Annotated in this window: 16 protein-coding genes; 10 read left to right on the top strand and 6 right to left on the bottom strand. The window is 64.8% G+C overall.

Annotation, left to right across the window (positions count from 1 at the left end; translation table 11 throughout):
• The first annotated feature begins 35 nt into the window (after positions 1–35).
• From IB225_RS01690 to IB225_RS01680, 3 genes are read left to right on the top strand one after another with little or no spacing between them, the layout of a single operon-like run.
• Positions 36–1124: a serine hydrolase domain-containing protein gene (locus tag IB225_RS01690; RefSeq protein WP_192309172.1), complete on the top strand. Its 1089-nt coding sequence runs from the start codon at positions 36–38 to the stop codon at positions 1122–1124.
• Between the two features lie 18 nt (positions 1125–1142).
• Positions 1143–1313, top strand: a complete 171-nt coding sequence (locus IB225_RS01685; protein ID WP_192309170.1) for a hypothetical protein — start codon at positions 1143–1145, stop codon at positions 1311–1313.
• Between the two features lie 12 nt (positions 1314–1325).
• The gene (locus IB225_RS01680; RefSeq protein WP_192309168.1) at positions 1326–2039 is read left to right on the top strand and encodes a hypothetical protein; all 714 of its coding nucleotides are present in this window, start codon (positions 1326–1328) and stop codon (positions 2037–2039) included.
• Between the two features lie 207 nt (positions 2040–2246).
• On the opposite strand, the gene IB225_RS01675 is transcribed toward IB225_RS01680, so the two are convergent.
• Positions 2247–3122, bottom strand: a complete 876-nt coding sequence (locus IB225_RS01675; RefSeq protein WP_192309166.1) for a type II toxin-antitoxin system RelE/ParE family toxin — start codon at positions 3120–3122, stop codon at positions 2247–2249.
• A 152-nt stretch (positions 3123–3274) separates the two neighbouring features.
• Between IB225_RS01675 and IB225_RS01670 the strand changes: the two genes are divergently transcribed.
• From IB225_RS01670 to IB225_RS01650, 5 genes are all read left to right on the top strand, one after another.
• Positions 3275–5140, top strand: a complete 1866-nt coding sequence (locus IB225_RS01670) for a P-loop NTPase fold protein (RefSeq protein WP_192309164.1) — start codon at positions 3275–3277, stop codon at positions 5138–5140.
• A 716-nt stretch (positions 5141–5856) separates the two neighbouring features.
• On the top strand, positions 5857–6696 hold the full coding sequence (locus IB225_RS01665) for an amidohydrolase family protein (protein WP_192309162.1): 840 nt from the start codon (positions 5857–5859) through the stop codon (positions 6694–6696).
• A gap of 156 nt (positions 6697–6852) precedes the next feature.
• Positions 6853–7353 carry a hypothetical protein gene (locus IB225_RS01660; RefSeq protein WP_192309160.1) on the top strand — a complete coding sequence of 167 codons (501 nt, stop codon included), beginning with the start codon at positions 6853–6855 and terminating at the stop codon, positions 7351–7353.
• 774 nt (positions 7354–8127) lie between these two features.
• A complete protein-coding gene (locus tag IB225_RS01655; protein ID WP_192309158.1) occupies positions 8128–8616 on the top strand; it encodes a hypothetical protein in 489 nt (162 codons plus the stop codon).
• Positions 8613–10103 carry a hypothetical protein gene (locus IB225_RS01650; protein ID WP_192309156.1) on the top strand — a complete coding sequence of 497 codons (1491 nt, stop codon included), beginning with the start codon at positions 8613–8615 and terminating at the stop codon, positions 10101–10103. The genes IB225_RS01655 and IB225_RS01650 overlap by 4 nt, the downstream gene beginning before the upstream one ends.
• A 172-nt stretch (positions 10104–10275) precedes the next feature.
• Here the strand turns inward: IB225_RS01650 and IB225_RS01645 are convergent, their stop codons facing one another.
• Together IB225_RS01645 and IB225_RS01640 are read right to left on the bottom strand one after the other, a co-directional pair.
• Positions 10276–10656 carry an ammonium transporter gene (locus IB225_RS01645; protein ID WP_192309154.1) on the bottom strand — a complete coding sequence of 127 codons (381 nt, stop codon included), beginning with the start codon at positions 10654–10656 and terminating at the stop codon, positions 10276–10278.
• A complete protein-coding gene (locus tag IB225_RS01640) occupies positions 10653–10949 on the bottom strand; it encodes an autorepressor SdpR family transcription factor (RefSeq protein WP_192309152.1) in 297 nt (98 codons plus the stop codon). Before IB225_RS01640 ends, IB225_RS01645 begins: the two co-directional genes overlap by 4 nt.
• 121 nt (positions 10950–11070) lie before the next feature.
• Between IB225_RS01640 and IB225_RS01635 the strand changes: the two genes are divergently transcribed.
• Complete coding sequence (locus IB225_RS01635) at positions 11071–11559, top strand: nuclear transport factor 2 family protein (RefSeq protein ID WP_192309150.1); 489 nt, start codon at positions 11071–11073, stop codon at positions 11557–11559.
• Between the two features lie 43 nt (positions 11560–11602).
• Here the strand turns inward: IB225_RS01635 and IB225_RS01630 are convergent, their stop codons facing one another.
• Both IB225_RS01630 and IB225_RS01625 read right to left on the bottom strand, forming a co-directional pair.
• The gene (locus IB225_RS01630) at positions 11603–12124 is read right to left on the bottom strand and encodes a hypothetical protein (protein WP_192309148.1); all 522 of its coding nucleotides are present in this window, start codon (positions 12122–12124) and stop codon (positions 11603–11605) included.
• A 139-nt stretch (positions 12125–12263) separates the two neighbouring features.
• Positions 12264–13043: a helix-turn-helix domain-containing protein gene (locus IB225_RS01625; protein ID WP_225583179.1), complete on the bottom strand. Its 780-nt coding sequence runs from the start codon at positions 13041–13043 to the stop codon at positions 12264–12266.
• Positions 13044–13141: 98 nt separating this feature from the next.
• Between IB225_RS01625 and IB225_RS01620 the strand changes: the two genes are divergently transcribed.
• Positions 13142–13972 (top strand): NAD-dependent epimerase/dehydratase family protein, encoded by an 831-nt coding sequence (locus tag IB225_RS01620; RefSeq protein ID WP_192309146.1) that lies wholly within the window; start codon positions 13142–13144, stop codon positions 13970–13972.
• Between the two features lie 4 nt (positions 13973–13976).
• Here IB225_RS01620 and IB225_RS01615 read toward each other — a convergent pair whose 3' ends face one another.
• Entirely contained in the window at positions 13977–14831 is an 855-nt protein-coding gene (locus tag IB225_RS01615; RefSeq protein WP_192309143.1) for a PA4780 family RIO1-like protein kinase, read from the bottom strand.
• Positions 14832–14904: the final 73 nt, after the last annotated feature.

The raw sequence follows: 14904 nt of genomic DNA, 5'->3' as shown, positions 1-14904 counted from the left end.
TCCCGATCCCGTCTGCTAATTGTCCGAGGCTTTCCATGTCGTTCTCCTTCCTGCGTTGCGCCATCGTGCTGGCTGCTGCCACCAGTGCGGCTTGCGCAAGTGCATCCCCGGTAACCACCTCCCGTGATGCCGATCTCGACGCCACGCTGTCCGCGATCGTGAAGGACACGGGCGTGCCCAGCGTGTCGGTGGCCCGCATCGAGGGCGGCAGGATCGTCGCGGTGGGCGTGGCGGGCGAACGCGCGGCCGGTCAGGCGGCGACCCGTGCCACCCGCTACAACGTCGCATCGCTGACCAAGCCCGTCGCCGCCGAGGTGGTGCTGCGGCTCGCCTCCGAAGGACGGTTCTCGCTCGACGACCGCATGGCCGATGCCTGGGTCGATCCGGACATCGCCCGCGATCCCCGGCATGCGCTGCTGACGCCGCGTTTCGCGCTGGCCCACCAGACCGGATTCCCGAACTGGCGCGGTCCGTCCGGGCTGGCCTTCATCGCCGATCCCGGCGGTGCGCCGGGCTATTCGGGCGAAGGCTACGAGTACGTCGCGCACTACGCTCAGGCGCTGACCGGCGACCGTCTCGATCAGCAGGCGCAACGGCTGGTGTTCGGGCCGCTGGGCCTGCGCGCCATCGCGTTCACCGCCACCGGTACGGACGCCGCCGATATCGCCAGCAGCAGGCGGGAGGGCCAATGGCATACGCCGGTTTTCCGCGCACGCCCGTCGGCTGCCGATGACCTGCTGACCACCGCCGCCGACTACGCCGCGTTCGTGGTGTCGGTGATGCAGGGCGAGGGCGTCAGTCCGTCACTGCAGGCAGAGCGCCGCCGTGTGCAGGCCGATCGCCGCGACGAGATCTGCGCCGGCATTCCGGTGAATGTCTGTCCCGACCACGCCGGCTTCACGCTGGGCTGGGAGTTGTTCGACTTCGGCGGCACCCTGTACTACCTGCATACCGGGATGGACGAAGACACGTTCGCCCTCGCTTACTGGACGCCGTCGACCCGCAGCGGCACGGTGATCCTGACCAACAGCCCGGACGGGTATCGCGCCGTGCTGCCGGTGCTGGACGCGATCGGCGCGGACGCGACGTTCGTCGACATGCTGCGCGCGCAGGCATCGCGCTGATCGTCATCCGGCGCCCGCATGTTCGCCGCGCTGGTCGAAGCGGTGCACAGCCTGGGGCAGATCAGCCACGCGTTGTACGATGCGGGCGGGGAGTACCGCCGCGACATGCAAGGCCGGCGAACAGAAAACCCCGCGCAAGCGGGGTTTTTCTTGTGCATGGGGCGGCGCGTGCAACGGGGTCGCGCATGAAAGGGGGCAGGCATGAAGCAGTGGCTGGGCATGGCATGGCTATGCGCGATCGCGTGGCAGGCGTCGGCACAGACCGTGCCCGAGGACGCGCTGACGGAGCGTCGCGCCGAGTATGTGCAGGCGATCCATGCGGCGATCGGGCGTCACTGGACACGGCCGCCCAGTGCCATGTCGGGCGTCGCCTGTCCGGTGTTCGTGCGGCAGCAGCGGAGTGGGCGGATCGAGCGGTTCAAGATCCTGCCTGACTGTCCGTACGATGCGGCTGCCCGGCAGTCGGTCGAAGATGCGCTCGTCAAGGTGGGCAGCTTGCCGTATCTCGGCTATGAGGTCGTGTTCGTGCCTGAGCTGAAGCTGGTGTTCCGTGCGTCCGACAACGTGCCGCGGGCGCAACCGCCGCCGCCGTCGCCGGCCGTGTTAGCCGGGCGCCAGGCGTTCGTTCGTGGCTGCCTGCGGCATTGGGCCGTGACACCGTTGCCGGCGCATGTGGCGCGTCCCGACACGGCGGTGCTGAGCGTGTGGGTGCACCTGGGATTCGATGGCCGCCTCTACGGTGCCTCGACGGACGCGATCAATCGTGCCGACGGAACGTCGCGCGAGCAGGCCAAGCGGGATGAGGTGTTCGTGCGGGCGCTACGTTCGCTGCCGCCCTGCCAGCCTCTGCCATCGGAGTTCCATCGCGACAGGCTGAGCGAGAAGCTCTTGCTGGATGTGCAGCTGATGTTCTGAGGGCATGCGATGCGGCGGCGTTCCCCTCGCCCCGCGCAGCGGGGAGAGGGTGGCCGGAGCCTGCCCCGTACTTGATACGGGGGCGGGTGAGGGGCGAACGGGGTGGGGATGGTTGGGCGCCCGATGACGAACCGCGCTCTGCCCCTCATCCGCCCTCCGGGCACCTTCTCCCCGTTGCACGGGGAGAAGGGAAAGGCGGTGCCGTGTCTAGCGGTACATGCCCGGGCCGCGCCAGATCAGTTCGCCGCGGCGGTAGATGCGCATCACGTCCACCACGTCGCGGGCGTCGCCGATGGTTTCCAGTTGCGGGTCGCCGGGTTGCACCAGGCGGCAGCCGCCGGAGCCGCGGGTGGCCACGATCTCCAGGGCGCAGACCATCAGGTCACTGCGGCCGGGCAGGGGAAAGAAGATTTCCTTCATGCCCTGCAGCTGCCATTCGGCGATCTTCCGTTCGTTGCGCAGGTCGTAATAGATCTGATGGCCGTCCACTTCCATGCTGGGGTTGGCGGCGTTGCCCTGGTTGTTGCCCTGACGTTGGCCGGCGCCGACGGTGGGGCCGTAGTTATCGGGGGCGGTGTCCTGGGCGAGCATGCCGGGGGGCTGGCCCCAGCGGGCGGAGCGGCGCCAGGCGGGTGGGCTGGCGGGGGCGCGGTCCTGGGGCGGGGCGACGGCCTGTTGGCTGGCGGGGGGCTGGGGTCGGGATTCGTCGGGGGCGACGGGGTTCTCGGCCTCGGTCACGCGGGTGGTGTCGACGGGCGATTTGACGGGGGTGGTCACCAGCGGCTTGAGGGGCTTGGGGCGTTCGCTGGGGTTGCGGGTGCCGGTCGGGGGAACGGGCGGGTTGGGGGTGGCGTCGGTGGGGTCGCCCAGGAAGTCGACCTTGACGCGCGCGCCGCCGGCGCTGGCGCTCTCGGGCTGGGCCAGTTCCATCTTGGAGGAGTACAGCAGGGCGGCCACGAACAGCAGGTGCACCAGCAGGCTCACCAGGGAGGCGATGCTGCGCTCGTTCCGCTTGATGTGGCGATCTTCCCTGTCCAGCGGGTGTAGCAACGCCGCGCGCGCGCGGCTCGGCGCATCGGTCATGCTGGGGCGTCGGGGGGCGAGCGCTTCATATGAGCGGAAATTATCAGGTTAGGCGTAACAATACAGGAGGCGGGCAAGTGCCGGCAAAATCAGGTACTTCTGGCGGCAGCAGTAAAGAAGCCCGAAGACAATCGTACAGAAATGGAGGATGTATGAAGAAGGATGTGGATGGCTTGGGCGATCTGAGTCCAATAGATCTGGCACTTCTTGAGTATCTGAATGAGAAGGCCCCATTTGTCTCAATGATGATCGAGGGGGACTGGGGGGCAGGGAAGACGCATTATCTTCGAACTCGGGGATCTCGGATCGCGGCACGAGCAAATAAGCGCTGTATTTCTTTTTCCGTTGCTGGCCTTGAAAGTAGAAGTGATCTGGAGCGCGCCCTGTTCTTTGCGTCAGCTCCTATACTTGACAATGGGTATGCAGAGGCGCTGGGTGTTTTTACAAGGGCTGCCATGCGCTGGGTGAATATCGAGCCGAGTGAACTGAAGCTCAAAGCGGATATTAGTTCAGAGAAAGTTGTTGTTTTTGTTGATGATATTGAGAGGTTTGCTGGCGATCAACGAATTATCCTTGGTTTTGTAATTGATCTTGTGGATAACAACGGAATCCATGTTGTGGTCGTCTCATCGGAGAAGAAGCTTTTGAGCTCATCTAGTTATCTTGGTGAGTGGAAGGAGAAAGTCGTTGGTCGCACTGTCCGATTGAATCCGTCTCCCGAGGACATGGTTGATGCTGCTTTAACCGAGATCGCTAGTAAGTTCGCTGCTGACCGACTCAAGGCTCTGCGGAACTCTTTAGTAGGCGTAGTTTCAAAATCTGATTTAAAGAGTTTTCGTGCGGTTAAGCATTCTATTCGTGAGATTGGCAAGGTTATTGAATTAATTGGTGATTCTTATGATGGAATGAACTACAAGAAGGAAGTTCTTGTTGAGGGCATTCTAGTTGGGCTGCTTGAAATAAAGAGGAATGCCTCGTGTACGTTGCGAATCGCTGATCTGTTCTCTCATTCGGATCTAAGGGTTGCGTACGAGGCTGTAACTAGTAAGGGATTGGATTCTAGTGGGAATAAAAATGAGAAAGATTTTGTAGAGATAATTTTCGATCGATATGCGGGAACTGAGATAATAAATTTTAATGGAGGATTGGTTTTTTACAATTTTTACGCAAATGGAATTTTCGATGCCAAGTTGTTGATTGATGGCTTCATGGAAATTAGCTCTGCGCGTGAGGATGTAAAATCTGCGGGAGAAGTTGATGGCATGTCTGTACTTAGTTTCAGCGCCTTTGATTTCTCTCAGGCTGAGTTCGATGCCCAGTTTGATTATATTAAAGGAAGGCTCAGTGGGAGTGAGTTTAGGTCAGTTAGTGCGGTTGTTAGAATTTATGTCTCGATGAGGTATTGGGCTCAACGAAGGATAATTTCGATGAGCCCTGATGATGTTGCCAAGCTTTGTATTTCAGCAATTGATGGAATACCTGCTGGTGAGCTCTTGGATCCGAGTGCTGACACGGATGTATTCTGGTTTCAGAAGCAGATGGACGACTCGGATGTTGATGTTGAGGAGGCTGTTAGAAAAAAGATAGCCGAATCAATGGAGGATAGCTTGAGTAAGCAAAGGCAGGCTGTTCGAAGGTGGCTTGATGGCGACTCGGATAGCGTTGTCGATTTGAAGAGTGAATGGTTATTGGCGCCTTTGTTTGTAGATGAGGTCGAAGAATGGATTTCTGCGTTTAGGAGCGCGAGTCCAGCGAGGATTCAGGAGGTTCTGAGGCTTTTGAGCGCCCGTAGCCGGGTTGCTGGCGTAGGTTCAAATCTTAGGCAAGAAGTTTCGCTTCTGAGCGCTATAGCAACAGGAGTCGAGAAAGGTTTGCCCACTGAAGGCGATCTTTCGCTTATGCAGTCTCAGCTGATTGAGTTGGCAACGATGCTGCGTTCGCTCGACAGTAACGTGGCGGCTTTTCTGGAAATGGAGCGGAATTTCCCTGGCACTGATGCGGGGAATGCTGAGCAGTAGTGTTCTGAGACTACTGGAGTTTTTTCCTGCCCTTAAGGCAGGCTTTAGCCCGCTTTATGCTTGAAAGTTCACCGGGATGCAGAGGTAGTGATGGAGGGGGCGTAGGGCGGGCCCTGGCACACCGATATGAGGGGGGCTTGAGTCCGCCCAAAGGGACCTCCTCTCACACAAAGCCCCACCGCCGGAGCAAAAAGAGCCGACCGTCTCTCACTAAGCCCCATCGCCGGAGCAAAAAGACCCAGCTGTCTCACACTAAATCCCAACGACGGAGCAAAAAGAGCCTCCCGTGGCTCTACTGAGCCCCGGCGTTGTAGCAAAAAGAGCCAGCCGTCTCTCACTAAGCCCCGATGCCGGAGCAAAAAGAGCCAGCCGTCTCTCACTAAGACCCAACGCCCGGGCAAAAAGAGCCTCGCTTGGCTCTACCGAGCCCCGACGTTGGAGCAAAAAGAGCCGCGCGCGCCTCTACCGGGCTCCGACGCTGGCACGAAAAGCCTCTCGCGCCGCTCTCAAAGCCCCGACGCTGGCCCAAAAAGCCTCGCGTCATTAAAAAAAGCCCCGTGCGAGACCGGTAAACCTCACATTGCCCGCCAGCACGCACCGCACCCGCGCGCAGCGCCTTGCCCCACCTGCCGTTCCCCCGCGGACCGCCCACCGAACGACCCCCTCACAGCTCCCCATGGCACCCTGTGCCCACCCCGAGACCTGTGAGACGACGCATGCGGCGACTGCTGGCCCTGACCCTCTGCCTGTTCACCGCCAACACCCTGGCCGCGAACCCCGTCTTCGACGTGCACGTCCACCTGCGCGACGGCGAAACCTCCCTGCAGCAGTACCGCAACGACGTCCGCGCGGCCGGGCTGGAACTGTCCGGCATCGGCGTGATGTGGTTCGGCGGCCCCCACCAGGCCCGGCAGGGCGACCTGGCCAAGATCAGCGCCGGCAACGACCGCGTCATCGCCCTGGCCGCCGCCCATCCCGACGTGCTGCCCATCGCCACCGTGCACCCCTACGACGGCGACAACGCCCTGGCCGAACTGGCGCGCGTGGCCGCGGCCGGCGTGAAGGTGCTGAAGATCCACGCCCACACCCAGGGCTTCGACGTGTCCGATCCGCGCGTGGAAACCCTCGCGCGCCGCGCCGGCGAACTCGGCGTCACCGTGCTGATGGACAACGCCAACATCCTGCCCGGCGACAGCGAAAAACTGTTTAACCTGGTCGTGCGCGTACCGAAGACGAAGTTCATCCTCGCCCACATCGGCGGCCTCAACTTCCGCTTCTGGAACATCCTCGCCCTCGCACGCACCGCCGACGGCTTCGGCTTCGAGAACCTCTACTTCGACATCTCCGCCACCGTGCTGGTGGTGGCCGATTCGCCGGTGGAAGAAGAATTCCTGTGGACCCTGCGCAACGTCGGCCTCGACCACGTGCTGCTGGGCTCCGACTATCCGCAGATCGGCCTGGACGTCACCGCCAAGGCGCTGGATCGCCTGGACCTGAGCGACGAAGAGAAGGCGAAGATCCGCAGCGGCAATGCGATGAAGCTGTTCGGGCGATGACGTAGGGTGGGCCTTGGCCCACCGTCCTGATGCCTCCGCCGCGGTACGTCCCGACGGGGCATCACGTTGTCGGATCGACCACGATGGCGGGCCAAGGGCCGCCCTACGAGGCGATGCGACGTACCATGGGGCAACGCTGATCGGAAGGGAGTCTGTATGCGCACGTGGACGATGGTGATGGTGCTGGGTCTGGTGGCCTGCACGGGACTGGGCACGAAAGCGGGTAGCGATGCGGCGTCATCCGCGTCGAACGGTGCATTCGCCGGTGAATGGGCGGCCTGCCACGGCGAGACCCCGCCGGATCAGTGCAGCCGCTACGTGCTGCTGCAACGGGGCAACCGCATCTGCGGTACCTGGTTCCATTTCGCCACCGGAAAAGAGTACAGCGGCAGGATCGTCGCGCACGTGGACGCGTCCACGCAGGCGCGACGCACGCACGTGTGCGGTCGTAAGAGCGTCGAGACCAATACCGAATGCGACGACGGCTGGCAGCGCATCGACAAACCGCTGCGGATCTGCGATGGAAAACTCAGCGACAGCACGCGCGCCGATGGAAGCTGCTTCGCCTATTACCAATCCGTTCCTCTGGCCGACGATGCGCACGATGCCTTGCTGGCGGAGCCGTGGATGCAGGCATGCCTGTCGGGCGAGCCGTGACGTAAACACAGCTGTGTAGGGCGGGCCTTGGCCCGCCGTGTTGATGCCTCCGTTGCGGTGTTGCCGGGCGAAACATCGCCGCAGCGTTTCTCGACAAGGCATCTTGATGGCGGGGTGTCCGCGACGGCGGGCCAAGGCCCGCCCTACGAAACCTGGTGGATCGCGTACGCGGACGGTAGAGCGCCCCTCATCCGCCTTCGGCACCTTCTCCCCGTTGCACGGGGAGAAGGGAACGACCGATGCGTCTTGCTGGTTCCTTCTCCCCGCATGCGGGGAGAAGGTGCCCGGAGGGCGGATGAGGGGCGAACGCAGTGCCTGATCATGCGCGACGCCATCGCATCCGTCGCAACCTGCGGGTCAGCGGGCGTAGAGCGGGCTCAAGCCCGCCATGTGGATGTGTCCGTTTCGATGTTGGTCGGCGGAACATCGCGCGCGTTCGCCGATGAGCTTTCACGATGCGGGATGGTCCGCGATGGCGGGCCAAGGCCCGCCTTACGTGCCTCGTGTTCGTGAGGGACAAACATCCAACGTGGTAAACGCATGCAGCAACGCGCGTCGCGACGCGTCGTCGTCATCATCAATCTGAAGCAGCTCATCACGTCCATGAATGTACGTGGTTGTCGGTGATGTAGTCGCGTCGTAGCATCGGTCAACGCCGGTCGGGAGGGATTCTGGATGCGTAGTTCGATGATGGTGATGTTGCTGGGTCTTGTGGCCTGTACGGGCGCCGGCAACGGACAGGCGGGGAGTGAAGCGGAAACATCCGCGGAACCCGTGGCGCAGGAAGTCGCCGCCGTACCCGACGCGGTACCTGAAACACCGCAAGCGGGCGGTGCGTTCGCAGGGCAATGGGAAGCGTGCGAAGGCACGAACGCGCCCGAGGAATGCGGCCGCTACGTGCTGCTGCAACAGGGTGACCGCATCTGCGGCACCTGGTCCTATTTCGCAACCGGAAAAAGTTACTCAGGCAGGATCATCGCGCGTGCCACGTCGCCCACAGAGGCGAAGCGCACGCACGTGTGCGGTCGTCCCGGCTCCGAGACCGATACCGAATGCGAAAACGGCTGGCAGACCGTCGATAAGCCGTTGCGGATTTGCGATGGCAAGCTCGGCGACATGACGCGCGCCGATGGCAGCTGCTTCGCCGACTACCAGTCCGTGCCGCTGGCCGACGAAGCACGCGTCGCCTTGCAGGCGGAACCGTGGATGCAGGCATGCCTGGCGCGCGACCCTGACGTGGCCCCCAAAGGAGCGGGATCATGACCAATCCGAATCCCCTGACCGACAACGAACTGCAGGCCGCGGCGTACTTCGCGGTGGGCGTCACCTCGGAAGGCAGCATCGCGGGCCGTGATGTCGCGTACCGCCTGAGCTTCGCCGGCAACGTCGGCGCGGGCGGGCGCATGGAACCGGTGGCCAACAGCGGTTACTCGTTCGGCACGTTGCAGATCGATCTGGGACAGCATCCCGACGTGGCGCGCGACCTGCTGGACAGCTACCAGACCTGGGCGCGTGCGCATCCGGATAGGGCCACGCTGGAACTGGGACAGAACGATTACGACGCCACGCTGCAGTCGCTGCAGCGCACCGGGCGCGAGATGCGCGCGGACAACGCGGTGGACATCGATCGCGCGCGCATCAACCAGTTCCTGGCCTCCGATGCCGGGCGCACGTTCGTGCACGGTCTGGATACCGAGCACGTCAATGGCGTCACCGCGACGGACGAGGTCATCGGCAACCGCGATTCGGCACTCGAACGACTGCAGCGCACGGATCTGTACCGCAACAGCACCGGTGACGAGCAGGCCGAACTGGCCGGCATGATGATGAAGCTGCAGAACCAGGCGGGCCGTAACCGTTGGCCGGGGCTGCTGGACCAGGTGGAAGCGGGCACGCTGACCTCGCCGGACGAGGTGAAGACCGCCATCGACGGCTTCCTGCCCAACCAGCGCAATGGCAATCCGGATTATCTGGAGAGCGGGGCGGACAACACGTTGCGCGGCATCGAGGTGCTCAATGCCCTGCGCGGTGCCGACCCGGAGAGTCCGTTGGCGCGCGCGTGGACCAACGTGTCGGCGAATCCGCTGATCGGGCCAGTCGCCGCGCACCAGCCCAATGCCGAGAATCCCAATCTCGGTCACGAGTACGACACCGTGCGCTCGCTGTTCCTCTCGCCGGAAGCTTCGCAGCGTTTCATCACCGCGCTCGACAACGGCGGCTCGCTCGCCGAGGGCAATCCGCAACCGAATGCCAATGGCCGCCGCGAAGCGGGCTTCTATGTGTCGGGCGATGATTTCGTGCACTGGAACCGCAACGGCGAGGGCCAGGCCTATATCGGCGGGCAATGGCGCAGCATCGATCCGGACAATGTCACCCGCGTGCGCAACGCCGACGGCACGACGACGCTGACGATCGACGAGAACGGGCGACAGGAGAACCTGTTGCGCGTGGATCCCAGGACACCGGCGCTGCGTGCCGACGCGGGCACGCTGCACGACCCGACCGTTCCCGGCGGAGACGCGCCGGTGCGCCACGCGGAACACGTGCCGACCCCCAGCTTCGAGAGTCCGTACCTCAACCGCCTGCTGGCGGCGGTCAGTTCAGGCGATGAAGCCGCAGCGGATCGCGCCCTGCGGGATTACACGCGCTCGCCCGAGGGCGTCGCCTTCCTGGAACGGCACGAGCCGCAGACGCCGGTGCAGCAGGCGGAAGAGCGGGCGGCGCAACAGCAGGGTGGTCGACAGGTGTGAACCGCGTTCCCGGGTGACGCAACGTAGGGCGGGCTCAAGCCCGCCGTGTGGATGCCTCCGCCGCCGGGTTGCCCGGCGAAACATCACCGTGGCGTTCCGCGACGAGATGTCAGGGTGTCGGAAAGGTCGCGATGGCGGGCTTGAGCCCGCCCTACGAAAGCCGCGTGTGCAGTCAGGCGCGCGAGGCGGGGGCCTTGTTGCGCAGAGAAAGACAGTAGGCCGCAGTGATCGCGATGCCCGCCAGCACGGCGGCCGAGCCGCCGATCACCGCCACGTCCTTCGGCGCGGCGATCCAGAAGCCCGCATAGACCAGCCCGCTGAGCGCCATCGACCAGCCGGCCACGCGCTGCGCCTGCCGGGCACGGGCGCTGGGCACGAAGCGCTTGGGCATCTGGTTGCCGAACCACGCCACCATCAGGCCGATGGCGCCCATCACGATGCGGTCGACCATCTCGCCATCGATATAGCCGCGCGAGCGGGCGAAGGTGGCGCACAACGCCAGCACCACGATGCCGATGCCCCACGCCAGACTGGTAAGCACTTCTCTGTTCATCGCGAAGACTCCTTCTTGGGTTTCGGTGCGGGACTGGCCGCACCGAACGAGTGGACGAAGCCGAGCAGTGCGTCTTCCAGCACCGACAGCTTCAGGTGATAGATCACGGACTTGCCGACCTTTTCCGCGTGCACCAGGTCGGCCTCTTTCAGCACCGCGAAATGCGCCGACATGGTGGGCTTGGACACATCGAACTGGTCGCTCAGCTCGCCCGCGCTCAGCGGGCCCTTGCGCAGCAGCTGCAGCACCTGGCGGCGGGTGGGATCGGAAAGGGCGCGGAAGACCTGGCTCATGATGTGATAGTTAGCTAGTCGTCTAACTATGTCAACCGCCGCTCGTCGGCCTGACCTGTCGGTCTTCGCGCGTGCGTTGGATCGGGAAAGGTGTCCCTGCACCGTTCCCCGGAGTGCCGCCATGCGCCTCGCGTTCGCGTTGCCGATCCTGCTGTGCGTGCTGACCGCCGCACCCGCCCACGCCGGCTGGAAAGCCGCCACGCCCGCCGTCGAGGACGCCACGAAGCAACCACGCATCGCGGCGGCGATCGACGCCGCCATGCGCTTCGACCAGGCGATCCTGACGCACGACGCCACGGTGTTCGCCGACACCTTCACCGACGACGCGGTGGTCAACAATCCGTTCAACCGCATCGCGCGCAAGCCGGATGCCGTGGCGAACTTCGCCACTGGCTTGATCGACTACACCACGCTGGACCGCGTGATCGAGTACGCTGCCACCCGTGGCGCGCACGACGTGGTGCTGATGGGCGAGGAACACCTGACGCCGGTCGGCAAGGCGAAGTTCGCCGGCAAGCAGGTCAAGCGCCGCACCACCGAGATCTGGACCGACGAAAGCGGCGAATGGAAGCTGGCGCTGCGGCAGGCCACGATCTATTCGGCGGAGTAGGGCGGGCTCAAGCCCGCCGTACGGAACCTGCGGCTTTCCTGCGTCACTCCGTCGCCAGGCGCGCCCGCACGCGTGCCGTGGCCTGCGCGATCACGCGCTGGACATCGGCCAGCGTGGTGTCGGGCAGGTTGTTGAAGTCCATCAGCCGGTGCGCCAGTTCGCGGCCACGCGTGGCTTCCTCCACCGCGAAGCGCACTTCCTGCAACGCCACACGGCGGTGATCGGCGACCCGGCGGGGATCATGCGAGCCGTACACGTCGGCCGACGCGCGTTGCAGGGCGCAGAACAGGCTGCGCTTGTTCGCCGCTTCGTCGTCGGCGCACTGGCGGTCGTCGTTGCGGTTCCACGATGCCTCGTCCTGCAGCAGCGTGGCCGCGCGCTCCAGCGTCTTCAGGTCGTCGACGGTGACGGGCAGGTTGCGCGCTTCGTACTGCGCCGGATCGCCGAATTTCTCGCGCGCCGCGGGATCGGGCGGGGTCTGCGCGTGTGCCTGCATCGACAAGCACGCGACAAGCCCGAAGGCCACCCGCAAGGGCAAGGAGCGGCGAAGCGTGCGTGCGTCCATGAGCGAGGCCTGTCGTGGTGTGAGCAGGGGTGCCGCCGCGATGCGACGGCGCGAAACGCGTTGCACCGGCACACTATCGCGTCTACGGGCGGTTGGCGAATGGCCGGGCCATGCACCTGTCGCGGAGAGCCGGCGCGGGTTATCCCGCGATATCGCTTTCGCGCAACTCCGCCAGCAACGAGCGCGGCGTTCGGCCGGCGATGGCATGGAAGTCGGCGATCAGATGGGCCTGGTCGTAGTAGCCGGTGTCGGTCGCGATGGCGGACCAGTTGGCGTCTTCATCGGCTTGCGCGGCGTGGATCGCAGACGCGAAGCGCTTCAGGCGCGTGTACGTCTTCGGGCTGAGGCCGAGCGCATCGTGCAGCACGCGGCGCAGGTGCCGTTCGCTGACACCCAGTGCGCGCGCGACCTGGCCGACACTCTCGACCTGCAGCCGTTCCAGCGCGGCATGCAGGAAGGCGGGTGCGACGCCGATGCGGGTCCGTCGTGCGGCACGCGCCGACATCGCGGCCTCCAGCAGCGCGGCGGCGGCCTGCGTACTGTCGGTGCCGGCAAGCTGTTCGCGCAGGCGGTGGACATCGGCATTGCCCCACAGGGCTTCCAGCGGAACGGGCGCGCCCTGCAGTTCGTTGGCGGAAATGCCGAGGGCGGCTTCGTAGCTGCCCGGGCGCAGGCGTGCGAGCACCGCACGTTGTCCGCCACGGATGAACTTGCGGTGGACCTGCCGGCGTGGCCCCATCGCATGCACGTCGACGCCGCCCGACAGGGTCGGGCCGAAACGCACGACGACCTGCGCTTCCACCTGCGGGATCGCCACGCGCTGTTTGTCGCGCGGGTAGTCGCTCACCGTCATCGCCACGACCGGGCGCAGGGCGGCGCCGGCAGCGGTCACGGACGAGCAGGCGAGGGCGGAAGGCATGGGGTCATTGTGGTCGCCGCGTCCTGCCCGCTGCAACCCGATGCGCGATGGCCGGTTTTTCCAATCCAGCGAAGGGCGCGCCGACTATCGTGGCCCGCATGAACATACTGATCACCGGCGCGACCGGAAAAGTGGGAAGCAGACTCGCGAAGCGGCTGGTGCAGCAGGGACACGCCGTGCGTGCCCTGGTGCGCGATGCCGCCCGTGCCAATGACCTGTCGGATCACGGCATCACCCTGGTGACCGGCGACCTGATGCAGCCGGCCTCACTGCCCGCGGCGGTGCAGGGCGTGGATGCGGTGGTGCATTGCGCGGCGTTCTTCCGTGGCGCCACGCCGGAAGAAGCGCACGCGGTGAACAACCTGGGCACGCAGCATTTGGCGCAGGCCGCGCGCGACGCGGGCGTGGGGCGCTTCGTGTTCACCAGCACCGGGCTGGTGTATGGGCCGAACGGCGGTGCCTTGTCGCACGAAGACGATGACTGCGCGCCGATCGACGCCTATCCACAAAGCAAGGTGGCGGCAGAAAAGATGCTGCTGGCCATCGATGGCCTGGACGTGCGCATCCTGCGCCTGCCGTTCGTCTATGGCGATGGCGATCCGCATATCGCGGACGTGGTGCCGTTCATGCGTACGTTTCCGCCGACGCAGCGCATGTCGCTCGGCCATCATGCCGACGTGGCGCAGGCGGTGATCCGTCTGCTCGAAGCGGCGTCGCCCGCGCATCGCATCTACAACGTGGTGGACGACGAAGCCCCGGACCTGGCGACGCTGTTCGCCTCGGTCGGCGAAGCGCCGCCCGATGGCAGCGATGCCGAGCGCGCGAAGGCATTCTCCGCCGTGATGGATGGTCGGCGCATCCGCGAAGACCTCGGTTTCCAGCCGGTGTATCCGCGGCTGGCGGATGCGGTGGGCGCCGGCCAGGCTTGACGCCTCAGTCTTCGTCCTGCGCCTCGCGCCCCTGCTGGCGAATCAGCGCCAGTTCGCGGGCATCGTTGATCGCATCACGCACGCCATCGAGATCGACGCTGCGTTCGTCGACGGTGAACTGCCCGGTCAGCACGGTATCGGGCAGCAGCGTGCCGGCTTCGAACAGCGCCCACATCTCTTCGCCGTACCAGGTGTCGAGCAGTTCCGGCGCCCAGCGGCCCAGCGTGGCGGTGAGGTTGTTGACGTCGCGCAGCAGCATGGTGCGCGCGGCGTTGTTGCCGCCGGCGCTGACCACCTGCGGGAAGTCGATCACCACAGGGCCGTCGGGACCGACCAGCACGTTGTACGCCGACAGGTCGCCGTGGATCAGGCCGCAGCACAGCATCCGCACGACCTGGCGCACCAGCACGGCGTGATAGCCGCGGGCCTGCTCCGGCGTCAGTTCCACTTCGCCCAGGCGTGGTGCGGAGAAACCCTCGGCATCGGTGACCAGTTCCATCACCAGCACGCCGTGGAAGAAGCCGTAGGGTTCGGGTACGCGTACGCCGGCCGCACGCAGCTGGTACAGCGCGTCGACCTCGGCGTTCTTCCACTCGGCTTCCTGCTGCTTGCGGCCGTAGCGGCTGCCACTGGCAACGGCGCGCGCCTCGCGGCTGCCGCGCGACTTGCGGCCTTCCTGGTACTGCGCGCGCTTCTGGAAGCTGCGCTGCGCCATGTCCTTGTAGACCTTCGCGCAGCGGACGTCATCGCCCGAACGCACGACGTAGACGGAGGCTTCCTTGCCGCTCTTGAGTGGGCGGAGCACTTCGTCGATCACGCCTTCGTCGATCAGCATCAGCAGGCTGGCAGGGGTCTTCACGGATTCCTTGCGTGAACGGGTGCGCGGCCGGAGCACGCGACGGGCGCGCAGTGTGCCCGAAGCCGGCGCCGCG

Source organism: Pseudoxanthomonas sp. PXM02 (genome assembly GCF_014851805.1).
GTDB lineage: Bacteria > Pseudomonadota > Gammaproteobacteria > Xanthomonadales > Xanthomonadaceae > Pseudoxanthomonas_A.
Note: the sequence above shows the minus strand (reverse complement) of the source record. Positions and strands in the feature narration are given on the sequence as shown.